Source organism: Mycobacterium sp. 141 (assembly GCF_000382405.1).
GTDB lineage: Bacteria > Actinomycetota > Actinomycetes > Mycobacteriales > Mycobacteriaceae > Mycobacterium.
Window position 1 is genome coordinate 258484 of record NZ_KB908256.1, and the last position, 26038, is coordinate 284521.

Below are 26038 nucleotides of genomic sequence, written 5' to 3' on the forward strand. Positions count from 1 at the left end.
GGTTAGCGCCTCCGCGCGCTGCGCTGCGCCCCGCGCATCTTCGCCGCCGCCGGCAACGGTCCCTTGGGCACCGCACCCGGACCGGCCTTGGAACCCAACGCGATAAGCCGCGACTCCAGCGAGTCCATCTGCTTGACGGTGATGTTGCTCGGCAGCTTGGACAGGTGCCGCTCGAGCTTGGCCAGGGGCACCTCACCCTCGCCATTTCCGACCACGATGTCGTAGATCGGGACCTCGCCGACTAATCGCGCCGTGCGCTTCTTCTCCTGCGCCAGCAGGGGTTTGACCCGCGAGGGCGAGCCTTCACCGACGAAGATCACCCCCGGCCGGCCGATGACGCGGTGCACGGCATCGAAGTGTCCCGTCGCGGCGACGGCTGGGGTCACGCGCCACTTGCCCCGCAGGTTCTCCAGTGCCCAAGCGGCCGCGCCGGTCTGGCCTTCGGCCTTGCGGTACACCGACTTCTGCGCGCGGCGGCCGAAGATGATGAACGCCACCAGCAAGCCCAGCACGATGCCGAGCACCGGCAGCGTGTAGGTGCTGATACCGCCGAGGAGGATGCCCGCCGCCACGGACACCGCCACGATCAGCACCAATGCGCCGATCATGTACGGCAGCAGCCGCTTGTCCTCTTTACGCTGGACCTGGAAGGCCTGCCACAGCTGGCTGCGACGCTGCTTGGAGGCCGCCTTGCGGGCGGCCTTCGCCTCGGCCTTTGCCGCTTTGGTTTCCGCGGCATTGCGGGATTTCGCCATTGGATCAGGATACGGGGGGTTGCCCGGCGAAACGTAGCCGCGCGGCTTGTGCGTAGAGCTTGCCCGCCCGGTAGGACGAACGCACCAGGGGTCCGGCGAGGACGCCGGCGAAACCGAGCTCCTCGGCGAAGGTTGACAGTGCGACGAACTCGTCGGGGTGTACCCAGCGCTCGACCGGGTGATGCCGCGGTGAGGGCCGCAGGTATTGCGTGATGGTGACGATGTCGCAGCCGGCGTTGTGCAGGTCGCGTAGCGCGGTGTGGATTTCCTCGATGGTCTCGCCCATGCCCAGGATGAGGTTGGACTTGGTGACCAGGCCCGCGTTGCGGGCAGCGGTGAGCACGTCCAGGCTGCGCTGGTAGCGGAAGGCAGGACGGATTCGCTTGAAGATGCGGGGTACGGTTTCGACGTTGTGTGCCAACACTTCCGGACGCGAATCGAAGACTTCCGCCAACTGTTGGTCGATGCCGTTGAAGTCGGGAATGAGCAGTTCCACACCTGTGCCCGGATTGAGTGCCTTGATCTGGCGGACCGTCTCGGCGTAGAGCCAGGCGCCGCCGTCAGGTAGATCGTCACGGGCCACCCCGGTGATCGTGGAATACCGCAGACCCATCGCCTGCACGCTCTCGGCGACCCGGCGTGGTTCGTCGCGGTCGAGTTCTGTCGGCTTGCCGGTGTCGATTTGGCAGAAGTCGCAGCGTCGGGTGCACTGCTCACCGCCGATGAGGAAGGTGGCCTCGCGGTCCTCCCAGCATTCGAAGATGTTGGGGCAGCCGGCTTCTTCGCACACGGTGTGCAGGCCTTCGCGGCGTACCAAGCCCTTGAGTTCGGTGTATTCCGGGCCCATCTTGGCGCGGGTCTTGATCCACGGAGGTTTGCGCTCGATCGGCGTCTGCGCGTTACGGACTTCCAGGCGAAGCAGCTTCCGACCCTCTGGCACGACACTCACTGGTTCATCCTACGTTCAGGGCGACTTCCAGCCGGCCGTCAAGCGCGTCGCACACCGATTCGGTCACCCGGCCCATGACGTCGTCGACCCCGACGTGATGTCCCAGTTCGGCGGTCAGCGATGTCACGCCGGCATCGGCGATGCCGCACGGGATGATCGACGAGAACGCCGACAGGTCGCAGTCACAGTTCAGCGCGAACCCGTGCAACGTCGTCCCGTGGGCCACCCGGATGCCGATGGCACCCACCTTGCGCGCAGGAATGCGGCGCCCCTCAATTTCCGAGCCGGGCACCCAGACTCCTGAGCGGCCGGCCACCCGGCCGGTGGTGAGGCCGAACTGATCGCACACCGCGATCAGCGCTTCCTCAAGGCGCCGAACGAAATTCACCACATCGAGAGGCTCGGTCAGCCCGATGATCGGATAACCCACCAGCTGGCCGGGACCGTGCCAGGTGATCTTGCCGCCACGATCGGTGTCGACGACGGGCGTACCGTCCAGCGGGCGCTCGTGCGGTTCGGTGCGTTTGCCTGCGGTGTAGACGGCCGGGTGCTGCAGCAACAGCAGGGTATCGGGGCCGCCGGCGATCCTGGCGTCGGCGACGTCGCGCTGTAGCTGCCATGCCACCTGATAGTCGACGGTGCCGAGGCGCCGCACCTCGACGGCCGAGCGGGCCGCGCGGATCGATGTCACAGCTTTGACGGTACCTGGATCTGTCACAGGTCTTTGGGGGCGGTGACGTAGGCAAGAGCCTCGCCGACAGTGTGGTGGTGAAACTCGAAACCAGCCCGTTCCAATGCTGCAGGAATGACGCGCTGACCGGCCAGCAGACCCTCGTCGGCGAATTCGCCGAGCACGGTCCGCAGCGCGAAACCCGGCACCATCAGCGGGGTGGGGCGGTTGACGGCTCGGCCGAGGGCTGCGGTGAACTCGGCGTTGGTCACCGGTGCCGGGCCGGTGAGGTTCACCGGCCCGGACATCGAGTCGGTCCACATGGTGAACAGCACGGCCCGGACTTCGTCCTCCAAGCTGATCCAGGGCAGGTACTGGCGTCCGTTGCCCAGCCTGGCTCCCAGGCCCAACAAGAACAGCGGTTTCAACCGGGAGAGCAGGCCGCCGGACGGCGCCAGCACCAAGCCCGTCCGTAGCAGCGCCACCCGGGCCCCGGCATCAGCGGCCGCAGCGGTCGCGGCTTCCCAGTCGTGACACAACTGGGCAAGAAAACCGTGGCCCGCCGGAGCCGTCTCGTCGGTGGCCTGGTCGCGGGTGTCGCCGTAGTAACCGACCGCACTGGCATTGACCAGCACCGGCACTGCCGCCTCGGCCACCGCGGCGGCCAGCACCTCGGTAGGTCCGATCCGGCTGTCCCGCAGGCTCTGTTTGAAAGCGCCCGACCAGCGCTTCTCGCCGACGTTGACCCCGCACAGGTTCACCACCACGTCGACGCCGCGCAGCGCACCCGAGTCGAACTCACCGGTGTCGGGATTCCAGAACAGCTCGTCGGCATTCGACGGTGCCCGGCGCACGATCCGCAGCACTCGATGGTCGGCGGCGCGCAGCGCGGACGCCAGCGCCGAGCCGATCAGACCAGAGGACCCGGCGATCGCAACGACGGTTGAGCTTTCTCCGATGGCCACCGGATTCTAGAGCCCCAGATCGGCCTCGAATGCACCTTCTTCGAGCCGACGTTTGATGGTGGTGACGAAGCGTCCGGCGTCGGCACCGTCGATGAGTCGGTGGTCGTAGGTCAGGGGCAGGTAGCAGACCGATCGCACGCCGATGGATTCGTTGCCGTAGGCGTCGGAGATGACCCGGGGTCGTTTGACGATCGCCCCGGTGCCGAGCATGGCGGCCTGCGGCGGCACCAGGATCGGGGTGTCGAACAGGGCGCCTTGGCTGCCGATGTTGGTGATGGTGAAGGTGCCGCCAGACAGTTCGTCGGGTTTGAGGTTGCCTGAGCGGGCGCGGGCGGCGATGTCGGCGATGGCGCGGGCCAACCCGCCCAGCGAGAGGTCACCGGCGTTGTGGATGACCGGCGAGAGCAGGCCTTGGTCGGTGTCTACGGCGAAGCCGAGGTGTTCGGCGTCGTAGTAGGTGATCTCTTTGGTGTCTTCGTTGTAGCTGGCGTTGACGTTGGGATGGATTTTGAGAGCGTCGATGACGGCTCGTGCGATGAACGGGAGGTAGGTCAGGTTGACCCCTTCGCGTTCGGCGAACTCGGCCTTGGCGCGGGCCCGCAGCGCCACGATCTTGGTCATGTCGACCTCGTGGGTTTGGGTCAATTGTGCGGTGGCTTGGAGAGATTCGCGGGTTTTCTTGGCGGTGATCTGGCGGATCCGGTTGACCTTTTGGGTGGTACCGCGCAGATGGGCCAACGCCGATGCCGGAGTTGCGGCCGGGGCCGCCGTGGCGGGGGCTGCCGCCGGGGCGGCCGAAGGTGTGGGGGGAGCTTTCTTGGCTTCAGCGGCGGCGAGGACGTCTTGTTTGCGGATGCGACCGCCGACACCGGTGCCCTTGACCGTGGACAGGTCGATGTTGTTTTCGGCTGCCAACTTTCGCACCAGCGGCGTGACGTAAGGAGAACCGTCGGACGCCGGAGCCTTCGGCGCCGGAGCCGGGGCCGCCGGAGCCGGGGCCGCCGGAGCGGGGGCTGGCGGGGCGGCCGGAGCGGCTGCAGTCGGCTCGGGTGCGGGTTGCGGCTTCGGTTCGGGCTTGGGCTCCGGTTGGGGTTCGGGCGCCGGCGCGGCCTTGGGTTCTGGTTTGGGCTCCGGGGCCGGGGCAGCGGGCGCGGGTGCTGCTTGGGTGTCGCCGATCTTGGCCAGTTCGCCGCCGACGGCGACGATGTCGTCTTCTTCGGCGGTGATGGCCAGCAAGGTGCCGGCGACCGGGGAAGGAATTTCGGTGTCGACCTTGTCGGTGGACACTTCCACCAGTGGTTCGTCTACGCCGACGCTGTCGCCGACCTTCTTGAGCCATCGGGTGACGGTGCCCTCGGTGACCGATTCGCCCAGCTCGGGCATCACGACGGAAGTGGCTGTACCCGACGATGCCGCCGCCGGAGCCGGGGCAGCAGCCGGTGCGGGGGCCGCCTCGGCGGCCGGCTCGGCTGCCTGGGCGGCCGGGGCCGGCTCGGGTTCGGGTTGAGCGGCGGGGGCGGCCTCGGGGGCCGGGGCAGCGGCGGCCGCTTCGCCGGCCTCGCCGATGACGGCCAGTTCGCCGCCGATCTCGACGGTGTCGTCCTCCCGGGCGACGATCTTGGTCAACACGCCGGCGGCCGGGGACGGGATCTCGGTGTCGACCTTGTCGGTGGACACCTCCAGCAGTGGCTCGTCGAGTTCGACCGTGTCGCCCTCCTGTTTAAGCCAACGAGTGACGGTCCCCTCAGTGACACTCTCACCTAGTGCGGGCATCTGGACGGAGATGGCCATATGTGTTGACTCCCTCGGACGGTCACTCGTGACGACTCGAACTCTGGCTTACCACAGCTAGGTGCACTGGGTGCGGCACCTAGGTGGATTGTTCGGACCATCCTGTCACTGCGCAGCAATTCGAGCGCACTCAGGGTTGGCTGCGGCTCCGGCACTATCGAACTGGGTAGTACACGTAGAGGAGATCGTTCCGTTGGGGCTGTTCATCGAACGGCAACGCACTGTGCGTCGACAACTGGACGAGCGTTAAGGTCGGGACTATTCGATACCTCCGGTATTGGATACCGACCGTCTCGGAGGGTGGACTATGCAGCGCTTCGTCGATAGTGCTGACGGGACTCGCATCGCGGTCTACGAGCAGGGCGGCCGGGACCGGCCCACGCTGGTGATGGCCCACGGCTGGCCCGATTCTCACGTGCTGTGGGACGGTGTGGTCGCCGAATTGGGGGACCGGTACCGGATCGTGCGGTACGACAACCGCGGCGCCGGGGCCTCCGACGTGCCTGAGCCAGTCTCCGCCTTCACCATGGAGCGGTTCGCCGACGACCTTTCGGCAGTGCTCGACGAGCTCAGCCCGGGCGCACCAGCGCATGTGCTGGCCCACGACTGGGGTTCGGTCGGCGTGTGGGAATACCTGAGCCGTCCCGGGTCGGCCGAGCGCGTCGCCTCCTTCACGTCGGTGTCGGGGCCCAGCACAGATCACTACGGAGCGTTCGTGCGTGGCCGGCTGGCCCGCCCCTACCGGCCCATCCAATTCGCCAAGGCGGTGAACCTGGCATCTCGGTTCAGCTACTGGATCCTGTTCTCGGTGCCGGTGATCGCCCCGGCGCTGATGCGTGCAGGAGCTGCTCGGCGACTGCAGGCGATCGACACCCCGGGACCCAAGTACCAGTCCGAGAACCTCGACATCGACGCCGCCAACTCACTGAAGATCTACCGCGCGAACGCTATTCGATCGTTCACCCGGCTGCGGTACGATCACTACGTCGCGATTCCGGTGCAGCTGATCTGCAACGACGACGACCCCGTGGTGCGTGGCCACGGCTACGACGACGAGTCCAAGTGGGTGCCACGGCTGTGGCGCCGTGACCTCAAGGCCGGCCACTGGGCCCCGTTCTCACATCCGAAGGCCATCGCGACTGCCGTCGCCGAACTTGTCGATCATCTGGAGGGCGCACCCGCGTCCCGGGCGTTGCTCCGGGCGCAGGTCGGACGTCCCCGCAAAACCTTCGGTGACACACTCGTTTCCATTACGGGGGCGGGCAGCGGTATCGGCCGGGCCACCGCATTGGCGTTCGCGGCCGCAGGGGCCGAGGTAGTCGTCAGCGACCTCGACGAGGCCGCCGCCAAGGCGACCGCGGCCCAGATCACCGAACGCGGCGGCGTCGCACATGCCTACGCGCTCGACATCGCCGACGCCGAGGCGGTCGAACGCTTCGTCGAACAGGTGTGCGCCGAGCACGGCGTACCCGACGTCGTGGTCAACAACGCCGGGATAGGAGTCGTCAACTGTTGCCGGTCGTTTGCGCGCCGGCTCGTCGAGCGGGGCACCGGCGGCCACATCGTCAACGTCGCATCGATGGCGGTCCACTCGCCGTCCCAGTCGATGAACACCTACGCCACCAGTAAGGCCGCCGTGCTCATGTTCTCCGACTGCCTGCGCGCCGAATTGAGCCCGGCGGGCATCGGTTTGACGACGATCTGCCCCCGTGTCGTCGACACGAACGGCATCGACACCGCGCGCTTCGACGTGAAAGCCTTCGCGGCGCGACGTTACGGACCGGACAAAGTGGCCAAAACCATCGTCTCGGCAGTGCGCCGGGCGGGTTAGCCGTTCTGCGCTATGTCCTCCAAGACCGCGAACATGGTCCGCGTCGGAACGCCGGTGCCGCCCTTCGGGGTGTAACCCCACGGCCCGCCGGTGTTGTAGGCCGGCGCGGCGACATCGATGTGGGCCCACTGGACGCCGTCGGCGACGAACTCGCGCAAATACGTTCCGGCGACCAGCATCCCGGCGAAGCGCGAGCCGCTGACGTTGGCGAGGTCAGCGACCGTGGACTTGAGGTCCTCCTTGAGTTCTTCGGGAAGCGGCATGGCCCAACCGTTTTCGCCGACGGACTGAGACAGCGTCGCCACCCGGTCGCGGAACTCGTCGCTGCCCATCACGCCCGGGGTGCGGGCGCCCAGCGCGACTGTCTGCGCACCGGTCAGCGTGGACGTCTCGATCAGGTAGTCCGGATTGTCCTCGCAGGCCCGCACGATGGCGTCGGCGAGGATCAGTCGCCCCTCGGCGTCGGTGTTGAGCACCTCGACAGTCGTGCCGCCGTACTGCGTGAGTACGTCACCGGGCCGCTGCGCGGTGGCCGACGGCATGTTCTCGGCCATGGGGACCGTGGCGATCACGTCGATGGGCAGCTGCTGCCGGGCGGCCAGCACCACGGTCGCGATGACGGCGGCGGCACCACCCATGTCGGAGGTCATGTGGTGCATGTTGGCGGCCGGCTTGATCGAGATGCCGCCGGTGTCGAACGTGATGCCCTTGCCCACCAGCGCGACGGTCTTCGTCCCGGCTGATCGTGCTCCTCGCGTGCGCGACCGACCGCCGCCGCGGTGAGTCAGGCGCACCAGCCGCGGCAGGCGTGAGGACCCCTTCCCGACCCCGATGACGCCGCCGTAGCCGGCTTTGGTGAGTGCCTTGTCGTCGAGCACTTCCACTTCGAGGCCGTATGCCTCACCCAAATCCTTTGCCCGTTTGGCGAATTCGGCCGGGAACAAGTGGCTCGGCGGAGTGTTCACGAAATCGCGGGCGGTGGCCACGGCCGAGGCGATATCAACAGCACGGTCCGCGGCCTTCTTGGTGGCGGCCTTCGTATCGGGCGCCAACGCGACGATCTTCTTCAGTCCCGGGTCCTTGGGAGCGGTCTTGGCACTGCGGAACTCACTGAACCGGTACGCGCCGAGGATCAGGCCTTCGACAGTGGCCTCCAGATCGATGGCGCTCAGCGTCGTCACCACCGAACCGACCTTGTCCAGCGATCGGGCGGCGCTGCCGGCGGCGCGGCGGATCACGTCGGCCGGCCAGATCTCGCGCGGCTCGCCCAAGCCGACCGCCAGCACGCTCGCCACCGGCAACGCGGCGACTACGAGGCGGTGCGACTGACCCTCGGCGCCCGAGGCGCCCAGCGCCTGCAGGCCCGATTCGATGGCGCCGACAGCCTCGTCATCCAGATAGGACTCGGCGGCCAGAACCTTCGGGCCGGATTCGTCGGTGACGACGGGGACGATCAGGACAGCGTCGGCGACGCCCCTGCGGGGCAGAGCCGAGCTGACGGTGACGGTGGGGGCCTGGTAGCCGGGTGCGCTGCTCACCCGATTCACCCTAGAGGCGCACGAGCGGGTACGCCGATTAGGGTGAGCTCGTGAGCGACGATCTGTTGCACGGCCCGCTGGAAGACCGCCACCGCGCCCTCGGCGCCAGTTTCGCGGAGTTCGGTGGCTGGCTGATGCCGGTGTCCTATGCCGGGACTGTCGCCGAACACACCGCCACCCGCACCGCCGTCGGCCTCTTCGACGTCAGCCACCTGGGCAAGGCGCTCGTCCGCGGGCCCGGAGCAGCGGCCTACGTCAACTCGGCACTCACCAACGACCTCAACCGGATCGGGCCCGGTAAAGCGCAATACACGTTGTGCTGCAAGGAAGTTGGGGGAATTGCCGGTGTTGTGGACGATCTCATCGCCTACTATGTCTCCGAAGACGAGATCTTCCTGGTGCCCAACGCGGCCAACACCGCCGCGGTGGTCGCCGAGTTGCAGCGCCACGCGCCGGCCGGCCTGACCATCACCGACGAACACCGGTCCTATGCGGTGCTGGCGGTGCAGGGCCCGAAATCCGCCGAGGTGCTCGGCGGGCTGGGCCTGCCGACAGACATGGACTACATGGCTTTCGTCGACGCCGATATCGACGGCATCAGAACCCGAGTCTGCCGCACCGGCTACACCGGCGAACACGGGTACGAGCTGCTGCCCCCGTGGGATGGTGCCGGGGTGGTGTTCGACGCCCTGGCCGCCGCGGTCCAGGCCGCCGGTGGTGAACTCGCCGGTCTCGGCGCCCGCGACACGTTGCGCACCGAGATGGGTTACCCACTGCACGGCCACGAGCTGTCGTTGGAGATATCGCCGCTGCAGGCCCGCTGCGGTTGGGCGGTCGGCTGGGGCAAGGACGCGTTCTGGGGGCGTGAAGCGTTGCTGGCCGAGAAGCAGGCCGGGCCGCGCCGCGTATTGCGCGGGCTGAAGGCACTGGGTCGCGGGGTGCTGCGGGCCGACCTGACCGTGCTGGGTCCGGGGGCGAGCGAAGCGACGGGGGCTAAGTCCGGCGACACCCCGGTCGGCGTCACCACGTCGGGAACGTTCTCGCCCACATTGAAAGTCGGCATCGCGCTGGCCCTGCTCGACACCGCCCACGAGATCGCCGACGGCCAGCGGGTCGCGGTGGACGTGCGCGGCCGCACAATCGAATGCGAGGTGGTGAAGCCACCGTTCGTGGCCACCAATACTCGCTAGCCGCCGGCGATACAATCGCAGCATGACAAGCGGTCTTGCAGAGTTCACGGTTTCGGTCAATGCGGACCGGGCGACCGACGCGGTACGCGAATCCATTCTGGCGAACCCGGGATTCGGCAAGTTCCACACCGATCACATGGTGTCCATCGACTACACCGTGGCCGACGGTTGGCACAACCCGCGGGTGATCCCGTACGGCCCTATCGAGTTGGACCCGTCGGCAATCGTGCTGCACTACGCGCAAGAGATCTTCGAGGGCTTGAAGGCCTATCGCTGGGCCGACGGGTCGATCGTGTCGTTCCGCCCCGAGGCCAACGCGGCCCGGCTGCAGTCCTCGGCGCGGCGGCTCGCCATCCCGGAACTGCCGTCGGAGCTGTTCATCGAGTCGTTGCGCCAGCTCATCGCGGTCGACGAGGCCTGGGTGCCCGCCGCGGGCGGCGAGGAGTCGCTGTACCTGCGGCCGTTCATCATCGCCACCGAGCCGGGGCTGGGCGTGCGGCCCGCCAACGAGTACCGATACCTGGCCGTCGGATCACCGGCCGGCGCGTACTTCAAGGGCGGTATCAAGCCGGTCAGCGTGTGGCTGTCGCACGAATATGTGCGGGCTTCTCCCGGCGGTACCGGCGCGGCCAAGTTCGGCGGCAACTACGCGGCCTCGCTGCTGGCACAGGCCCAGGCGGCCGACAACGGCTGCGATCAGGTGGTGTGGCTCGACGCCATCGAACGGCGCTACGTCGAGGAGATGGGCGGGATGAACCTGTTCTTCGTCTTCGGCAGCGGCGGCTCGGCGCGGCTGGTCACCCCGGAGCTGTCGGGTTCACTGCTGCCCGGTATCACCCGGGATTCGTTGCTGCAGTTGGCAACTGACGCAGGATTTGCCGTCGAGGAACGCAAGATCGATGTCGACGAGTGGCAGAAGAAGGCGGCCGCGGGCGAGATCACCGAGGTGTTCGCCTGCGGCACCGCCGCGGTGATCACTCCGGTTTCGCACGTCAAGCACCGCGAAGGCGAATTCACCATCGCCGGCGGGCGGCCCGGTGAGATCACCATGGCCCTGCGGGACACCCTGACCGGGATCCAGCGCGGTACGTTTGCCGACACCCACGGCTGGATGGCGCGGCTGAATTAGCGCACCGCAAGGCCGAGAGCGACGAGCGTCGTCGTCACCTCGACCGCCGCGCCCAGCACGTCACCGGTGACGCCACCGAACCGGCGTACACAGTGGGCGACCAGCAGCGCGCACACCCCGAGAGCCAGCAGTACGACGACGGGTCCCTGCCAGGGCCGGTGGGTGGCCCACGCTGCCAGCGCGGCCAGCACCACTGACCAGGCGACGACGACGGCGACTGGTTGGCTTTCCGCGACCGCCGCCCCCAACGAGCTACCCGGCGCGGCGGGCACCGACCGCCGGCACGCCATCACCGTGGCCACTCGGCCGGCGGCCACCGCGGTGAGCACGGCGACCGGGCCCAGTTGCGCGAAGCTGAGCGCCTGTATGGCGATCGTCAGCACAATCGCGGCGACACCGAACGGGCCCGCCGCACCGTCGCGCATCACGGCCAGCGCACGCTCCGGCGGACCGTAACACCCCAGGCCGTCGGTGGTGTCGGCCAGCCCGTCGATATGCAGCCCCCGGGTGGCGACGATCAGGGCCGCGACCGCCAGCACCCCCGAGAGTGGTCCGGGGCCGAAAGCCTGCGTACCAGCCCACACCACCGCTGCGGCCAGCCCGCCCAGCGTCAGACCCACCAGCGGCAGGGCCGTGAGGGCACCGCGCCCCAGCCCGGTCGTCGAGCGCACTGGCAGTACGGTGCCGAAAGCGAAAGCCGAAGCGACAGAGGCGATCATGGCGATTATTCGGAGACGCCCGCCTCGTCGAACGTGGCCATCGACGCCAGCGCGGCCACCGCGGCCCGCACCACCGGCAACGCCACGGCCGCTCCGGTGCCTTCGCCGAGCCGCATGCCCAGATCGATGATCGGCTCGAGCTCGAGGTGCGTCAGCGCGAGGGTGTGCGCCGGTTCGGTGGACCGGTGGCCCGCCTGCCACCAGGCGCGTGCACCCGGTGCCAGTCGATCGGCGAGCAGCGCCGCGGACGTCACCACCAGGCCGTCGAGCAGCACCGGCGTGCGCCGCACCGCTGCCTGCGCGCAGAAACCCGCAATCGCCGCCAGATCGGCACCGCCGCACACCTGCAGCAGGCCGAGCGGATTGCCGGTCACCTTGCGGGCGCGGTACAGCGCGTCGCGGACCGCGGCGGTCTTGCGCATCCAGCCTTCGTCGTCGATACCGGTGCCCCGGCCGACCACCGCGACCGGCTCGGTGCCTGTCACGGCAGCGACCAAAGTCGTTGCCGGAGTGGTATTTCCGATACCCATATCGCCGGCGATGAGCAGATCGGCGCCGGCGTCGACCTCCTCGTCGGCGATGCGGGCACCGGCCCGGACCGCGGCGGCCGTCTGGGCGGCCGTGAGGGCGTCCTCGACCGCGATGTTGCCCGAGCTGCGCCGCACCTTGTGGGCGCCGATCGCGGGCGAGAGCGGCTCCTCGCAGTCGACCGCGATGTCGGCTATCCGCACCGTCGCGCCGGCCACCTCGCTCAATACGTTGATGGCGGCGCCGCCGACGTCGAAGTTGGCGATCATCTGACCGGTCACCGCTGCCGGAAACGCCGATACGCCGGCCGCGGTCACCCCGTGATCGCCGGCGAACACCACGACCCGCGGACGCACGAACTGCCGCGGCGGGCACACCCCTTGACACGACGCCACCCAGACCGAGAGATCTTCCAGCCGGCCCAGTGATCCCGGCGGTTTGGTCAGACAGTTCTGGCGGGCCCGCGCAGCCGCTGCGGCGGCTGCATCCGGCGGGGTGATGGCCGCGAACATCGGGTCGGCTTCGGTCACGACGGCTCCTTCACTGTGACCGGTTGACCGGCCACGACGAGTACGACCCGGTCGCATACCGCCGCCAGGCGTTGGTTGACCGTCCCGAGCGCGTCGGCGAACCGGCGACCGGCCTCGGTGGCGGGCACCACGGTCAGCCCGACCTCGGGACTGACGAGCACCAGGGGAGCGGTGAACGCGGCAACCGCACCGACCAGCGCATCGACATCGGTGTCGACGGGTGCGCCGCTCCACGCGCCACGCCGGTCCATCGTCGCAGTCAGCCACCCTCCGACGTCATCGAGCAGCGTCGCGACAACAGGCTCGGCGCCCAGCTGCCGGACCACGTCATCAGCACCGGCGCCGCACTCTACGGTCCGCCAGTGCGCCGGGCGCCGCCCGCGGTGCGCCGCGACGCGCGCCGACCAGGCCGGATCGGTGTCAGCTGCAGAGCCGGTGGCCAGGTAGTGCACGGGCCCCTCGGCGGCGGCCTCGATCGCCGCCTCGGCCCACTGCGATTTGCCTGACCGGATCCCTCCGAGCACCAGCATGCGCACCGACGTCAGGCCGGTCCAGCGGACATCAAGAAACCTCGGCACCACGATCGACCGCGGGTCGCGGCGCTCGCATCCGACGAATCTGGGACGCTCGGCTGGCTGCGTAGAAGCCGAGCTTCCGACCGCTTTCGGTGTTGCCGGGGAACTTCTCGTCCACCATGTGGTTCACCTTGCGGGCCAGCAGGAAACCGTCGACGGCCATCACCACCACGAGCCCCAGCATCGTGTAGGACATGATCTGCTGGAACTGCAGGCTCGGAAACGCCATCATGAACACGATCATCGCCAGCGCCGCGGGCATGAACAGGCCGAGCAGATTGCGCCGGGAGTCCACGATGTTGCGGACGTAACGCCGCACCGGGCCCTTGTCACGGGGCGGCAGGTAGGCGTCGTCGCCGGCCATCATCTTTTCCCGGCGTTCGGCCGTCTCGGCGCGCCGGGTCAGCCGTTCGGCCTTGCGTTCCTCACCGGTGAGTTTCGGGCCGCGCAGCTCCTTGCGCCGGCGACGTGCCTCAGCTGAGGTCTGCGGGGCCGGCGCGACCGGTCCACGCTTCTTGGCGGCCTCACTGCGCTTGGGTGTAGGCCGGCCCTTGGGTGCCGTGCCGCCACCCATCGTGGTGTCGGACGCCGCCGCGCCACCATCAGCGGCGTTGCCCTTGGCCTCGTCGTTTTCGCCGTCGTCGCGCTTCTTACGGCCCAGCAGATTCACGCCAGTCAGGTTACTGCCCGCCGACGCGCGCTCGGCTAGATGCCCCTGCCCGGCGACGGGTCGGGAATAGTGACACAAAGAGGTACCGTTGACGCAGAGACTTCGGTATCAACGATGCCCAAGGAATGTTTAGGGAGAGCAATGACTGTTCAGGACGAATCGGACGTTCAGACTCACGGTGTGACCCTGTCCGACGCGGCCGCCGCGAAGGCGAAGGCGCTACTGGATCAAGAGGGGCGCGACGACCTCGCGCTGCGGATCGCCGTTCAGCCCGGTGGCTGCGCGGGCCTGCGTTACAACCTGTTCTTCGATGACCGCACCCTCGACGGTGACCTGACATCCGAGTTCAGCGGCGTGAAGCTGACCGTCGACCGGATGAGCGCTCCGTACGTCCAGGGGGCGACCATCGACTTCGTCGACACCATCGAGAAGCAGGGCTTCACGATCGACAACCCGAACGCCACCGGCTCCTGCGCCTGCGGCGATTCCTTCAACTGATCTCTACCACCCGGTCCTCGGCCAGTACTGCTCGTCAGTACTGGCCGCCGGTGCGTAGCACGTAAGAACACACCAGCACCTCTTCATCCCCGCCGTTCTTGGCATTCTTGGCGACCAACAGCTGCGCCACACCCTGTGCGTCCTCCTGGGATGCCTGCTGGCCACGCGCCGGTGTGACTTTCATGGTGAAGAGCACCTGGGCCTGCGTGCCCGACCACGGCACGATCTTGTCGATGCTGGTGACGTCGGCGCGGCCGAACTGTTTGCGGAACGCGTCGCTGGCCAGCGCGGCGACCGCGAGATCGGCCCTGCGGTCCTTGACCGCGTCATAGAGACCGCACAGCGTATGCCGCGCAATGGTTTCGTCATCACCGTCGGTCAGTGCGTTCAGATACTGCTGGATCGCGGCTTTGGCCTGTTCGTCGGACACCACGCCCGGCTGCTGCGCAGGCTTGCGGGTCACGATCACCACGGTCAGTACGGCCGCCAACACCGCCAGCGTAAGCACCACGGCGAGAACCCGCGGCCAGCGCCGCTTTTTCTGATACTGCACCGGCGGCGGCAATATCCCCGGATAGACCGCCGACACGTTCTCTGGATACGGCTCGGGCGGAACGGATTCGGGGTACTGGTAGGGACCAGTCATCAAATGGCGCTCCCCGCGGGTATGTAAGGTGGGTCACCGCTCGACGGTGACCTGGCGTACAGCTACACGCAGGTTAGCGCACCCCGCTGGGCCCGACCGCGTACGACGACGGCGCAGGGCCAGCCCGGGTAGCCTTATCTAGACGACTTAACGAAATTAAGGATGACGCTTCGTGACCATCGCAGTTACCGGCTCCATTGCGACCGACCATCTGATGCGGTTCCCAGGCAAATTCTCCGAACAACTGCTGGCCGACCATCTGCAGAAGGTGTCGCTGAGCTTTCTGGTCGACGACTTGGTGGTGCATCGCGGGGGAGTGGCGGGCAACATGGCCTTCGCCATCGGAACCCTCGGCGGTGACGTGGCCCTGGTCGGCGCGGCCGGCCAAGACTTCGGTGACTACCGGGCGTGGTTGGAAGCGGCCAACGTCGACTGCGGCAGCGTGCTGATCTCCGAGAACGCCTACACCGCACGCTTCGTCTGCACCACCGACGAGGACATGGCGCAAATCGCGTCGTTCTATCCCGGTGCGATGTCGGAGGCCCGCAACATCTCGCTGGCCGACCTGGTGTCCCGCGTCGGTACCCCGGAACTGGTGATCGTCGGCGCCAACGATCCGACGGCGATGTTCCTGCACACCGAGGAGTGCCGCAAGCTCGGGCTGGCCTTCGCCGCCGACCCGTCACAGCAGCTGGCCCGGCTGACCGGCGAGGAGATCCGCAAGCTCATCAACGGCGCCGCCTACCTGTTCACCAACGACTACGAGTGGGATCTGCTGCTGCAGAAGACCGGCTGGAGCGAAGCCCAGGTGATGAGCCAGATCGGCCTCCGCGTCACCACGCTGGGCGCCAAGGGGGTCGACCTGGTCAGCTCCGACGGCACCTTCGTGCACGTCGACGTTGTGCCCGAGAAGCACCAAGCCGACCCGACCGGCATCGGCGACGCGTTCCGGGCCGGCTTCCTGACCGGCCGCAGCGCGGGATTGAGCCTCGAACGCTCTGCTCAGCTGGCCTCGCTGGTGGCAGTGCTGGTCCTTGAGGCCACCGGACCCCAGGAGTGGACCTGGGACCGCGACGACGCCGTGCAACGCCTGTCCGACGCCTATGGTGCCGACGCAGGGGCCGAGATCGGTAACGCCCTCAGCGCGTAGCGGTCGCTACAGCTGCACTGGGTAGTGCGGCTCTTTGATCTGCGGTGTCACGCTGTGCTCGACGAAAATCGCATGCCACAGCATGAATATGAGTACGGTCCACAACCGTCGACTGTGATCGCTGACCCCGTTGCGGTGTTCGTCGAGCATGGTGCGCACCGCGGCCAGATCGATCAGCTCACCCGCCTGTGACGCGGCGACCGTGGCGTAGGCCCAGTCCAGCAGCTCGCCCGCGCGCAGCCAGTGCCGGATCGGCACCGGGAAACCCAACTTGGGCCGATGGAGCACATGGGCGGGAATGATCGGTTCCAATGCCCGGCGCAGCGCGTACTTGGTGGTCGAGCGGGTGATCTTCTGGTCGACCGGCAGCCGGGAGGCCACCGCGAACACCTCAGGATCCAGGAACGGCACCCGCAGCTCGAGCGAGTTGGCCATGGTCATCTTGTCGGCCTTGACCAGGATGTCGCCGCGCAGCCAGGTGAACAGGTCGATGTGCTGCATGCGGGCCACCGGATCCCAGCCCTCGGACCGGGCGTAGATCGCGTCCGTCACGTCGGTGTGGGTCCAGTCCGGACGGAAACCGGGCAGCACGGCCCGCAGCTGGTCATCGGAGAAGCTGCGGGCGTTGCCGTAGTAGCGCTCTTCCAGGGTCAGTGAGCCGCGGTGCAGCAGGCTCTTGCCGCGCATCCCTGTCGGCAGCGGCTTGGACGCCTTGCCCAGCGATTTGCGCACCGGCCGGGGGAGATAGTCGAACGGCTTGAGTGACAGCGGCTCGCGGTAGATCGTGTAGCCGCCGAACAGTTCGTCGGCGCCTTCACCGGAGAGCACCACCTTGACGTGCTTGCGAGCCTCTCGGGCGATGAAGAACAGCGGCACCAGCGCCGGGTCGGCGACCGGCTCGTCGAGATACCAGACGATCTCCGGCAGCGCCTCGACGAACTCGGCCTGGCTGACCACCTTGGTCACATGCCTGGCACCGATGGCTTCCGCGGACGCGACTGCCACGTCGACCTCGGAGAATCCCTCGCGCTCGAAGCCGGTGGTGAACGTGATCAGCCGCGGATTGTGCCGCATCGCCAACGCGGCGATGGCCGTCGAGTCGATCCCGCCGGACAGGAACGCGCCGACCGTCACATCGGCCCGCATGTGCTTGGCGACGGAATCCTCCAGGGCGGCGGTGATCTCGTCGTAGCGGGCCTGCTCGGTGCCGGCAGTGACGGGCACCACGGAAAACTTCGGTACGAAATACCGTGTCACCTCGGGTGCTGAACCAGGCCGGATTCGTGCGTAACTGCCTGATTCGAGCCGGCGGATACCGCGGTTGAGGGTCTCCGGTTCCGGCACGTACTGCAGCACGGTGTAGTGCTGGACGGCACGCTCGTCGATGCCGAGGTCCAGATCTAGTACCGGGGCCAGATCCAGCAGGCACTTCTTCTCACTGCCCACGGCCGTGCCGCCCGGACCGGTCGCCATGAACAGCGGCTTGATGCCGAACGGGTCACGCGCGCAGAACATCTCTCGCTCCTGGGTGTCCCACAGCGCGAAGGCGAACATGCCGCGCAGCCGGCGCAACGCCTCGGTGCCCCAATAGTGGTAGGCCGCGACGATGGCCTCACCATCGCCGTCGGTGCGGAATACCGCACCGAATTCGGACCTCAGTGCTTCCCGTAGTTCGAGGTAGTTGTAGATCTCGCCGTTGAACACCAGCACGTACCGGTCCGGCGATTCCGGCGGGCCCCAGCGCAGCGGCTGGTGGCTGTGGGCGATGTCGATGATCGACAATCGATTGAAGCCGAGCACCACTGCCGGGCCGGCCCCGTCAGGACCGGCGTCCGACCAGGTTCCGGGCTCATCCGGACCGCGATGACGCATCAGGTGGGAAGCCTCGGCCACGGCATCGACCAGCCGGGATCCGGCCTCGGATCCCGGGCTCGGGGCGGCCTCGCCCGGATTGGCCAGCGACGAGTCAGTTACCAGGGCCAGCAGTCCGCACACGGGGCCAGTATGCCTAATCGCGGAGCTTCTGCAGACCGGCACCCGAGTCCGAACCGTCCTACCCACCGGACACATTCCCCAGTCGCTTCGCTCCTGCAGACATGTGTGGTCTACGCTGCGTAGTATTCGCTGAGTTGATGACCGCTCGCGGTCGAGTTTTACCGACTTCTAGGAGGCGCCAACGTGACACCTCGCGGGCTCCGGGTGGTGGCGTTGTCAATGGTCCTGGGCGGCACAGCTGTGCTGCTGAGCGGCTGCAGTTGGCAGGATGTGCTGGGCCTGGGTTGGCCGAACGGCATCACGCCAGAGGGCAAACTCAACCGGGATCTATGGCTCGGATCGGTCATCGCATCGTTCGTCGTTGGTGCCATCGTGTGGGCACTGATCTTCTGGGCCAGTGCCTTCCACCGGAAGAAGAAGGGCGACAAGGAACTTCCGCGCCAGTTCGGCTACAACATGCCGCTGGAGCTGGTCCTGACGGTCATCCCGTTCCTGATCATCTCGGTGCTGTTCTACTTCACCGTGGTCGTGCAGGAACGCATGCTGCACCTGGACCCCAACCCTGAGGTGGTCGTTGACGTGACCGCCTTCCAGTGGAACTGGAAGTTCGGTTACCAGAAGATCGCCTACTCCGACGGCACGTTCAACTATGACGGCGCCGACGCAGCGCGCAAGGCCGCCATGACGTCGAAGCCCGAAGGCAAGGACGAGCACGGCGAGGAGCGGGTCGGCGCCGTGCGCGGCCTCAACCCTGAGGATCGCACCTACCTGAACTTCGACAAGGTCGAGACACTGGGCTCGTCCTCGGAGATCCCCGTACTGGTGCTGCCGGTCGGTAAGCGCATCGAGTTCGTGCTCAACTCCGCCGACGTCGTCCACGGCTTCTGGGTTCCGGAGTTCTTGTTCAAGCGCGACGTCCTGCCCGACCCCGCGGCCAACCACTCCGAGAACATCTTCCAGGTCAGCAAGATCGATCAGACGGGCGCGTTCGTCGGGCGCTGCACCGAGATGTGCGGCACCTACCACTCGATGATGAACTTCGAGGTGCGAGTCGTGCAGCCCGATGACTTCAAGGCCTACATGGATGCGCGCATCGCCGGCAAGACGAATGCCGAAGCGCTGCAGGCGATCCATCAAGCCCCGCTGGCAACGACAACCCACCCGTTCGAGAGCCGGCGCGGCGAGCAGGTAGCGCAGGCGAGCAATTAGGGATACGACTCATGCATATTGAAGCTCGGTTGTTTGAGATCCTCACCGCTTTCTTCGCGTTGTCGGCCGTGGTCTACGGTGTCCTCACCGCGATGTTCGCCACCGGCGGCGTCGAATGGGCGGGCACCACAGCTTTGGTGCTGACCACCGGCCTGACCCTGCTTACCGGAACCTTCTTCCGGTTCGTAGCCCGTCGTCTCGACACCCGCCCAGAGGATTACGAGGACGCGGAAATCAGCGACGGTGCAGGCGAGCTGGGCTTCTACGCACCACACAGCTGGTGGCCTATCATGATCGCGCTGTCCTTCTCGACCGCGGCTGTCGGCGCCGCGCTGTGGCTGCCGTGGCTCATCTTCGCGGGTGTCTGCTTTGTCCTGACTTCTGCGGCCGGACTGGTCTTCGAGTACTACTGGGGGCCGGAGAAGCACTGACCGCGCCGCGGCAGGAACGCCCGGTCAAGGTCACAAAAGGGCGATAACTTCAGCGGTCATCGGCATTGCCACTCTGACTGCCGCCACCCGGTTGGGTAATGTTGCCGGGGCCACCGTCAGCCGAAACCGTAACGGCCATCCGGCGGCGTGGTGAAGCAGTCGAGAAGGATATGCGTAGAGATGAGCGGGCCGAATCCCACTGAGCCGGTTGCCGCCGGCTCTGATGTGCCGGATGAGCAACCCGGAAAGCATGCCGCACCCGACGAACCGGCAGAAGTTTCCGGGGACGCGGGACCGCGGACCGGTGAGTCGGAGACCGAGGCGTACTCACAGGCGTATTCCGCCCCCGAATCCGAGCAGTTCACCAGCGGGCCGTACGTGCCCGCTGATCTGGCGCTCTACGACTACGACAACTACGACCCAGCCTCCGAACTGGCCGATGATCATCCACCGCCGCGGTGGCCATGGGTGGTCGGGATCACGGCGATCATCGCCGCCGTCGCGTTGGTGGCCTCCGTCGCGGTCCTTGTGACCCGTGAGGATCACACATCGAATCTGGCCACACCGTCGAAGAGCACCACCACCTCCAAACCGCCGGTGCAGGACGAGATCACCACGACGACGCCACCACCTCCGCCGCCGCCTCCACCGACATCGGAAGCGCCGCCGCCTCCGCCCCCGCCGGAAACCGTGACCGTCACGGAGCCCCCGCCACCGCCGCCGGCTCCGGTCCCCGAGCCAAGCCCAGAGGCGCCGCCTCCACCCGCAACGAGTGCTGCGCCGCCACCGGCCACCACGCGTGCCGGGCCCCGGCAGGTTACCTACTCGGTGACTGGTACGAAGGCACCAGGAGACATCATCACCATCACCTACGTAGACGGGAACGGCAATCGCCGCACCCTGCGGAACGTGTACATCCCATGGACCTTCACGATGACCCCGATCTCCAACTCCGACGTCGGGTCGGTCGAGGCGTCGAGCCTCTTCCTGGTGAGTCGGCTGAACTGCTCGATCACCACCAGCGACGGGACTGTGCTGAGTTCCAACACCAACAATTCCGCACAGACGGCCTGCTGATGACCGGACCTCTCGAAGACCTCGACGCCACCGACCGGATTCTGCTCGGCGCCGCAGTAGCCGCCTGGCTGGCGGCGTTGGGCGCAGGCGTGGCGGCCATCGTCGCACTGGTAGATCTGAGCCGCAGCCATTCGCATAGCTCGGACTCGGCCGGCACCCCATGGTTGCTCTACACCGTGATCGGGATATCGGCCGTCGTCATCGTGGCCTCGGTGCCGTTGCTGCTCCGCGCTCGGGCCCAGGCTGACAACTGGCATCAGTCACAGTCCGCGCGAGGTCCGGTCCGGTCCGAACAATCCATTCCCGGACGTCGAGTGGTCACCACGAGCCGCACGTCGGAATCCCCGCTTCTGGTGAGTCACTATGGGGGCGACGACGCGGCCGCGGCCGCCGTAGAGCAGGTGTGGTTGCGCTACACGTTGGCGATCACCGCAGCGATCGGCGCCGCCACGGCAGCGATCGGTATTGCGACGTATCTGATGGCCACTGAAAGCGATCTCGGGGCTTGGATCTGTTACGGCATAGCCGCTTTGGTGACCGCCGGCATGGTCGCCCTGCCCATAGTCGCGCTGCGTCAGCTCGACGAACTCAACGCCGCCTAGCTTATACCTCTCCTACGGCGCACTGTGACGAGTGTGCAGGCTTTGGTGGCGACTGCCGAAATAGGCGATAGCCAAGCTGCACACTCGTCACAGCGGGGTTGGCTCACATATTCACCGGACAGACCCGGCCAGGACGTCACACCTGGGCGCTGCCCTGTGTGGGTGGCCCGCATCGTCTCCCGGACCGGTGGGCGTGGGGGAGGGGAGGGGCCCCGAGACCCGGCAGTGAAAAGGCAATCGCCGCAACCTCCCTGGGGAGATTGCGGCGATTGCGTGAAGCCGGGTGGAGACGGTCAGTGGTGACCGTTGTCCTCCCCGTCTTCGTGGATGCGGTCCTGATGTTCTTTGAGTGCGGTCAGAGCTTTGTGCTCGGAGGTGTGAGCAGCTTCGGTGAGGGCTTCGTGTTCGACGATGGGGTCGGCGTGCAGGAAGCTGCCGGTGCCGGGGGCACCGCCGGAGCCCAGCTTGTTCATCCGCTTGGGTAGGGCTGCACCTTGGTATTCCAGCGGGATGGGGTGGCCGTGATCGTCGACCGGTCCCAGTGGCTGGTGCAGTTCGACGTAGGCACCGTGAGGCAGGCGTTTGAGGATGCCGGTTTCGATGCCGTGTTCGAGGACTGCGCGATCGCTGCGTTGCAGGGAGACGGCCCAGCGGTAGGCGATGTAGTAGACGATGCCCGGTAGGACGACCATGCCGATACGGCCGATCCAGGTGGTGGCGTTGAGCGAGATGTGGAATTTGAGTGCGATGATGTCGTTCATCGCGGCCAGGGTGAGCACCATGTAGAACGCGATGGCCATGGAGCCGATGGCGGTGCGCACCGGGACATCCCGCGGACGCTGCAACAGGTTGTGATGCGCGTCATCGCCGGTGACCTTCTTCTCGATGAAGGGGTAGGCGATCAGTAGCCCGAAGATAACGCCCATGATCACCGCGACCCAGACCACCGCCGGGATGGTGTGGCCGAACGGGTAGAACTCCCAGGCCGGCCAGATGCGGGCCAGACCTTCGGTCCACATCATGTAGAAGTCGGGCTGGGATCCGGCGGAAACCTGGGAGGGTTTGTAGGGGCCGAGGTTCCAGATCGGGTTGATGGTCAGCAGGCCGCCCATGAGGCCGAGCACGCCGGTGATCAATGCGAAGAAAGCACCGGATTTGACGGCGAACACCGGCATGACGCGCACACCGACGACGTTGGTCTCGGTACGTCCGGGCCCGGGGAACTGGGTGTGCTTCTGGAACCACACGAGCGCCAGGTGGGCGCCGATCAGGGCCAGGATGATGCCTGGGATCAGCAGGATGTGCAGGGCGTAGAGGCGGGGGATGAGGATCGTGCCGGGGAAGTCGCCGCCGAACAGTGCCCAGTGCAGCCAGGTTCCGATCACCGGCATGCCCAGGGTGATCGAGGACAGGGCCGCGCGCAGACCGATACCGGAGAGCAGGTCGTCGGGCAGCGAGTAGCCGAAGTAGCCCTCGAACATCGCCAGGATCAGCAGCAGCGAGCCGATGACCCAGTTGGCCTCGCGCGGGCGCCGGAACGCGCCGGTGAAGAAGATGCGGGCCATGTGCACCATGATCGATGCGGCGAACATCAGTGCGGCCCAGTGGTGGATCTGGCGGACGAACAGGCCGCCGCGGACCTCGAAGCTGATGTTCAGTGCCGTCTCGTAGGCGCGGGACATCTGCACGCCCCGAAGTGGTTGGTACACACCGTTGTAGGTGACCTCGGCCATCGACGGATCGAAGAACAGGGTCAGCCACACACCGGTGATCAGCAGCACGATGAAGCTGTACAGCGCGATCTCACCCAGCAGGAACGACCAGTGGGTGGGAAACACCTTGTTCAGCTGACGGCGTACCGCCGCCGACGGGTGATACCGCGAGTCGATCGCATCGCCTTGCGCGGCAGCCTTCTTGGCAAGGTCAGGGCTCATGATTTGCGCTCCCAGAATGCCGGTCCGACGGGTTCGATGAAGTTGCCGTTGGCAACCAGGTAACCGTCTTTGTCAATGGTGATGGGCAGCTGCGCCAATGCGCGCGCAGCCGGACCGAAGATGGGCTTGGCGAAGTGCAACGCGTCGAACTGCGACTGGTGGCACGGGCAGAGGATGCGGTAGGTCTGCTGCTCGTACAGCGACGACGGGCAGCCCAGGTGCGAGCAGACCTTGGTGAAGGCGAACAGCTCACCGAAGTTGAAGCTCTCCTGGCCCTTGCGCTTGACCACGCGGTGCATGTCGGCCGGCTTGATGCGGATGAGCATGACCGGGTTGCGCACGCCCATGGCGATCTCGGTGAGCTTGTGCTCGGATTCGGTCGTGGTGCCGTCACCGTCCGATTCCCGCCAAGGGAACACAGTTTCCATGCCTCCGGCGTCGAGATCCTCGGGCCGCATCTTGACGAACGGTGACGAACCGGGCACGCCGGTGGCGCGGGCGAGGTAGATCGTCTCGCCGTGGAACCGCGGCGTCCAGCCCGAGGTCCACAGCACGGCTTCCTTACCGTTGGCGGTGGGAACCACCGGCTTCCACGGGTTCTTGATCAGGCCGCCGATGAACGCCACCAGGGTGCCGGCGCCGAATGCGCCGAGGCCGATGCCCAACGAGAGGCCGATGAGTTTGCGCCGCTTGATCGTCGAGCCCTCGAGCGCGTCGGTGAGGTTGGCCACGACGGTCTTGCGGGCGACCTCGGTGGAACGCCCGTCGTGGCGGTCCTGGATCGAGATCTCCTCCGGGATGAACCTCTTCTGGAAGAGCACCGCGCCCACGCCGATGGCCAGGACAGACAGTCCGAACGTCAGGCCGTACAGCGGGGTGGCCAGTGAATAGAGGAACTGTCCCTCAGAGCCGAAGGGCTTGTACTCCCACGGCCAGAAGATGAACACCAGCAGCAGGGCCAGGCCCGAAATTCCGGCCAGCAGAAGCCAGTACGCGACGAGACGTTCGGAGCGCTTCTCGGCCTTGGTGCCGGGGACCGGCCAACGAGGTTCCTTGAAGATGGTCTCGACGCCGTCGATCTTGCCGCCGAGCTCGACGAGTTCCTCACGCGTCATCGAGGCCAGTTCGGCGTCGGTCGGCGTGCCCTCAGGCGTATTGGCGCTCATGCGCGTGCTCCGATCCACATCGCGATGCCGATGGCCGCGACGATTCCGATGATCCACATCGCCATGCCCTCCGGCGCGGGACCGAAGCCACCCAGGCCGTAGCCGCCGTAGCTCGGGGTTTCGGCCGACTCGCGAACGTAAGCCACGATGTCGCGCTTCTCTTCCGGAGAGAGCTGGCGATCAGAGAACTTGGGCATGTTCTGCGGGCCGGTCAGCATCGCGGTGTAGATCTGGGCCGGTTTGGCGTCGCCGAGATCGGGCGCGTACTTGCCGGAGGACAGCGCGCCGCCCTTACCGGTGAAGTTGTGGCACGAAGCGCAATTCAGGCGGAACAGGTCGCCACCGCGGGCCACGTTCGGCCCCAGCAGCGATTCCTGAGCGACCTGGCCGTTGGCGTCGCGGACGACCGTCGGGCCGCCACCGCTGGCCTGCACGTAGGCACCCAGCGCATCGATCTGTGACTCATCGAAGTGCTCGGGTTTGCTCGGGATCTGGGCCTCGCCGCGCACGGCGGGCATGCGGCCGGTGGACACCTGGAAGTACACGGCGGCCTCGCCGGTACCGACCAGGCTGGGTCCACGGTCGGGAACACCCTGCAGGTTGGCACCGTGGCACGACACGCAGGACGTGTCGAACAGCTGCTTGCCGGTGCGCAGCAGGGCCGACTGTGACTCGTCGGCGACCGCGACCTGCGGTGTCGGCGTCAGCGTGGCCGCCACACCCCCCGCGACCGCGAGGCCGATCAGCAGCAGTAGGCCTGCTGACAATCGCCGGCGCAGCCGACGGCGCGACTTGCTGGTCATCGAACTCCTTCTCATCGGACTGATCGGCGAGCCGCCGATCATCGGACTCATCGGCGTACCGACTTATCGGACGAAGTAGATGGTGGCGAACAGCGCAATCCACACGATGTCGACGAAATGCCAGTAGTACGAGACAACGATCGCCGCGGTGGCCTGTGCAGGAGTGAACTTACTCATCTTGGTGCGCGCCAGCAGGAAGATGAATGCAATCAGACCACCGATCACGTGCATACCGTGGAAACCGGTCGCCAAGTAGAACACCGAGCCGTAGGCGCTGCCGGGGATCGTGGTGCCCTCGTGCACGAGCATGAAGTACTCGTAGGCCTGCCCGCCGACGAAGAAAGCGCCCATGAAGAACGTCAGGACGTACCACCGGCGCAGGCCGAACACGTCACCGCGCTCGGCGGCGAACACGCCCATCTGACACGTGAACGACGACGCGATCAGCACCAGCGTGACCGGTACTGCCTCGGCGAGATTCAGGTGCGTGGGTGGTGGTGGCCAGACACCCTCTGCCTGGGCGCGGGCCGTGAAGTACATCGCGAATAGCCCAGCAAAGAACATCAACTCACTGGAAAGCCATACTATGGTGCCAACACTCACCATATTTGGGCGGTTCAGCGAATGAACACGCGAGGTGATGGCGGTTCCCGAGGTGCCTATAGCGCTCGTCACATCCGCAAGTAT

The 26038-nt window shown here is 66.8% G+C and carries 25 protein-coding genes; 9 read left to right on the forward strand and 16 right to left on the reverse strand.

The annotated features are described in order from the left end of the window. Positions 1–2: 2 nt before the first annotated feature. From H276_RS0103975 to sucB, 5 genes are read right to left on the reverse strand one after another with little or no spacing between them, the layout of a single operon-like run. Entirely contained in the window at positions 3–755 is a 753-nt protein-coding gene (locus H276_RS0103975; RefSeq protein WP_019970013.1) for a DUF4191 domain-containing protein, read from the reverse strand. 4 nt (positions 756–759) lie between these two features. Further along, positions 760–1704 (reverse strand): lipoyl synthase, encoded by a 945-nt coding sequence (lipA, locus tag H276_RS0103980; protein WP_019970014.1) that lies wholly within the window; start codon positions 1702–1704, stop codon positions 760–762. 4 nt (positions 1705–1708) lie between these two features. Then, a complete protein-coding gene (gene lipB / locus H276_RS0103985) occupies positions 1709–2395 on the reverse strand; it encodes a lipoyl(octanoyl) transferase LipB (protein ID WP_026356565.1) in 687 nt (228 codons plus the stop codon). A gap of 23 nt (positions 2396–2418) precedes the next feature. Next, entirely contained in the window at positions 2419–3339 is a 921-nt protein-coding gene (locus H276_RS0103990) for a TIGR01777 family oxidoreductase (RefSeq protein WP_019970016.1), read from the reverse strand. A 6-nt stretch (positions 3340–3345) separates the two neighbouring features. Beyond that, positions 3346–5130 carry a 2-oxoglutarate dehydrogenase, E2 component, dihydrolipoamide succinyltransferase gene (gene sucB, locus H276_RS0103995; protein ID WP_019970017.1) on the reverse strand — a complete coding sequence of 595 codons (1785 nt, stop codon included), beginning with the start codon at positions 5128–5130 and terminating at the stop codon, positions 3346–3348. A gap of 307 nt (positions 5131–5437) precedes the next feature. Between sucB and H276_RS0104000 the strand changes: the two genes are divergently transcribed. Beyond that, on the forward strand, positions 5438–6961 hold the full coding sequence (locus H276_RS0104000; RefSeq protein ID WP_019970018.1) for an SDR family oxidoreductase: 1524 nt from the start codon (positions 5438–5440) through the stop codon (positions 6959–6961). Here the strand turns inward: H276_RS0104000 and H276_RS0104005 are convergent. Further along, on the reverse strand, positions 6958–8499 hold the full coding sequence (locus tag H276_RS0104005; RefSeq protein ID WP_026356566.1) for a leucyl aminopeptidase: 1542 nt from the start codon (positions 8497–8499) through the stop codon (positions 6958–6960). The two genes, H276_RS0104000 and H276_RS0104005, sit on opposite strands and share 4 nt — an antisense overlap. Before the next feature lie 50 nt (positions 8500–8549). Between H276_RS0104005 and gcvT the strand changes: the two genes are divergently transcribed. Both gcvT and H276_RS0104015 read left to right on the forward strand, forming a co-directional pair. After that, positions 8550–9689: a glycine cleavage system aminomethyltransferase GcvT gene (gene gcvT / locus H276_RS0104010; protein WP_019970020.1), complete on the forward strand. Its 1140-nt coding sequence runs from the start codon at positions 8550–8552 to the stop codon at positions 9687–9689. 22 nt (positions 9690–9711) lie between these two features. After that, the gene (locus tag H276_RS0104015; RefSeq protein ID WP_019970021.1) at positions 9712–10818 is read left to right on the forward strand and encodes a branched-chain amino acid aminotransferase; all 1107 of its coding nucleotides are present in this window, start codon (positions 9712–9714) and stop codon (positions 10816–10818) included. Here H276_RS0104015 and H276_RS0104020 read toward each other — a convergent pair. Genes H276_RS0104020 through H276_RS0104035 form a run of 4 tightly spaced genes read right to left on the reverse strand, consistent with a single transcriptional unit; the run spans position 10815 to position 13840 of the window. Next, entirely contained in the window at positions 10815–11537 is a 723-nt protein-coding gene (locus H276_RS0104020) for an adenosylcobinamide-GDP ribazoletransferase (protein ID WP_019970022.1), read from the reverse strand. The genes H276_RS0104015 and H276_RS0104020 overlap by 4 nt on opposite strands. Before the next feature lie 5 nt (positions 11538–11542). Next, positions 11543–12577 (reverse strand): nicotinate-nucleotide--dimethylbenzimidazole phosphoribosyltransferase, encoded by a 1035-nt coding sequence (gene cobT, locus H276_RS0104025; RefSeq protein ID WP_155942953.1) that lies wholly within the window; start codon positions 12575–12577, stop codon positions 11543–11545. A gap of 14 nt (positions 12578–12591) precedes the next feature. Continuing rightward, the gene (locus H276_RS0104030) at positions 12592–13131 is read right to left on the reverse strand and encodes a bifunctional adenosylcobinamide kinase/adenosylcobinamide-phosphate guanylyltransferase (protein WP_026356567.1); all 540 of its coding nucleotides are present in this window, start codon (positions 13129–13131) and stop codon (positions 12592–12594) included. Positions 13132–13156: 25 nt separating this feature from the next. Further along, a complete protein-coding gene (locus H276_RS0104035; protein ID WP_019970025.1) occupies positions 13157–13840 on the reverse strand; it encodes a DUF3043 domain-containing protein in 684 nt (227 codons plus the stop codon). 141 nt (positions 13841–13981) lie between these two features. Here H276_RS0104035 and H276_RS0104040 point away from each other — a divergent pair, with 141 nt between their 5' ends. Next, positions 13982–14338, forward strand: a complete 357-nt coding sequence (locus H276_RS0104040; protein WP_019970026.1) for an iron-sulfur cluster assembly accessory protein — start codon at positions 13982–13984, stop codon at positions 14336–14338. Between the two features lie 34 nt (positions 14339–14372). On the opposite strand, the gene H276_RS0104045 is transcribed toward H276_RS0104040, so the two are convergent. Continuing rightward, on the reverse strand, positions 14373–14984 hold the full coding sequence (locus H276_RS0104045) for a hypothetical protein (protein WP_019970027.1): 612 nt from the start codon (positions 14982–14984) through the stop codon (positions 14373–14375). A gap of 172 nt (positions 14985–15156) precedes the next feature. On the opposite strand from H276_RS0104045, the gene H276_RS0104050 reads away from it, so the two are divergent. Continuing rightward, complete coding sequence (locus H276_RS0104050) at positions 15157–16134, forward strand: carbohydrate kinase family protein (protein WP_019970028.1); 978 nt, start codon at positions 15157–15159, stop codon at positions 16132–16134. Between the two features lie 6 nt (positions 16135–16140). On the opposite strand, the gene asnB is transcribed toward H276_RS0104050, so the two are convergent. Continuing rightward, entirely contained in the window at positions 16141–18129 is a 1989-nt protein-coding gene (gene asnB / locus H276_RS0104055; RefSeq protein ID WP_019970029.1) for an asparagine synthase (glutamine-hydrolyzing), read from the reverse strand. Positions 18130–18312: 183 nt separating this feature from the next. Between asnB and H276_RS0104060 the strand changes: the two genes are divergently transcribed. The 4 genes from H276_RS0104060 (at position 18313) to H276_RS0104075 (ending at position 21448) form a co-directional block, all read left to right on the forward strand. Beyond that, positions 18313–19338, forward strand: coding sequence for a cytochrome c oxidase subunit II (locus H276_RS0104060; protein ID WP_026356568.1), 1026 nt, complete (start codon positions 18313–18315; stop codon positions 19336–19338). Positions 19339–19349: 11 nt separating this feature from the next. After that, complete coding sequence (locus H276_RS0104065) at positions 19350–19769, forward strand: cytochrome c oxidase subunit 4 (protein WP_019970031.1); 420 nt, start codon at positions 19350–19352, stop codon at positions 19767–19769. A gap of 180 nt (positions 19770–19949) precedes the next feature. Next, positions 19950–20846 carry an MmpS family transport accessory protein gene (locus H276_RS0104070; RefSeq protein WP_019970032.1) on the forward strand — a complete coding sequence of 299 codons (897 nt, stop codon included), beginning with the start codon at positions 19950–19952 and terminating at the stop codon, positions 20844–20846. Then, a complete protein-coding gene (locus H276_RS0104075; protein WP_019970033.1) occupies positions 20846–21448 on the forward strand; it encodes a DUF2561 family protein in 603 nt (200 codons plus the stop codon). The genes H276_RS0104070 and H276_RS0104075 overlap by 1 nt, the downstream gene beginning before the upstream one ends. Before the next feature lie 293 nt (positions 21449–21741). Here the strand turns inward: H276_RS0104075 and H276_RS0104080 are convergent, their stop codons facing one another. From H276_RS0104080 to H276_RS0104095, 4 genes are read right to left on the reverse strand one after another with little or no spacing between them, the layout of a single operon-like run. Continuing rightward, positions 21742–23382, reverse strand: a complete 1641-nt coding sequence (locus tag H276_RS0104080; RefSeq protein ID WP_019970034.1) for a cytochrome bc complex cytochrome b subunit — start codon at positions 23380–23382, stop codon at positions 21742–21744. Beyond that, positions 23379–24548, reverse strand: a complete 1170-nt coding sequence (locus tag H276_RS0104085; protein ID WP_019970035.1) for a ubiquinol-cytochrome c reductase iron-sulfur subunit — start codon at positions 24546–24548, stop codon at positions 23379–23381. Before H276_RS0104085 ends, H276_RS0104080 begins: the two co-directional genes overlap by 4 nt. Continuing rightward, entirely contained in the window at positions 24545–25366 is an 822-nt protein-coding gene (locus H276_RS0104090; protein WP_196807839.1) for a c-type cytochrome, read from the reverse strand. Before H276_RS0104090 ends, H276_RS0104085 begins: the two co-directional genes overlap by 4 nt. Positions 25367–25414: 48 nt before the next feature. Continuing rightward, positions 25415–26026 carry a heme-copper oxidase subunit III gene (locus H276_RS0104095; protein ID WP_081618176.1) on the reverse strand — a complete coding sequence of 204 codons (612 nt, stop codon included), beginning with the start codon at positions 26024–26026 and terminating at the stop codon, positions 25415–25417. Between the last annotated feature and the right edge of the window lie 12 nt (positions 26027–26038).

Bases quoted from the DNA above. Each gene is read 5' to 3' on its own strand.
- H276_RS0103975 (WP_019970013.1), bottom strand. From the start codon at position 755: ATGGCGAAATCCCGCAATGCCGCGGAAACCAAAGCGGCAAAGGCCGAG.
- sucB (WP_019970017.1), bottom strand. From the start codon at position 5,130: ATGGCCATCTCCGTCCAGATGCCCGCACTAGGTGAGAGTGTCACTGAG.
- H276_RS0104000 (WP_019970018.1), top strand. From the start codon at position 5,438: ATGCAGCGCTTCGTCGATAGTGCTGACGGGACTCGCATCGCGGTCTAC.
- H276_RS0104015 (WP_019970021.1), top strand. From the start codon at position 9,712: ATGACAAGCGGTCTTGCAGAGTTCACGGTTTCGGTCAATGCGGACCGG.
- H276_RS0104020 (WP_019970022.1), bottom strand. From the start codon at position 11,537: ATGATCGCCTCTGTCGCTTCGGCTTTCGCTTTCGGCACCGTACTGCCA.
- cobT (WP_155942953.1), bottom strand. From the start codon at position 12,577: ATGTTCGCGGCCATCACCCCGCCGGATGCAGCCGCCGCAGCGGCTGCG.
- H276_RS0104040 (WP_019970026.1), top strand. From the start codon at position 13,982: ATGACTGTTCAGGACGAATCGGACGTTCAGACTCACGGTGTGACCCTG.
- H276_RS0104045 (WP_019970027.1), bottom strand. From the start codon at position 14,984: ATGACTGGTCCCTACCAGTACCCCGAATCCGTTCCGCCCGAGCCGTAT.
- H276_RS0104065 (WP_019970031.1), top strand. From the start codon at position 19,350: ATGCATATTGAAGCTCGGTTGTTTGAGATCCTCACCGCTTTCTTCGCG.
- H276_RS0104070 (WP_019970032.1), top strand. From the start codon at position 19,950: ATGAGCGGGCCGAATCCCACTGAGCCGGTTGCCGCCGGCTCTGATGTG.
- H276_RS0104075 (WP_019970033.1), top strand. From the start codon at position 20,846: ATGACCGGACCTCTCGAAGACCTCGACGCCACCGACCGGATTCTGCTC.
- H276_RS0104080 (WP_019970034.1), bottom strand. From the start codon at position 23,382: ATGAGCCCTGACCTTGCCAAGAAGGCTGCCGCGCAAGGCGATGCGATC.
- H276_RS0104085 (WP_019970035.1), bottom strand. From the start codon at position 24,548: ATGAGCGCCAATACGCCTGAGGGCACGCCGACCGACGCCGAACTGGCC.
- H276_RS0104090 (WP_196807839.1), bottom strand. From the start codon at position 25,366: ATGAGAAGGAGTTCGATGACCAGCAAGTCGCGCCGTCGGCTGCGCCGG.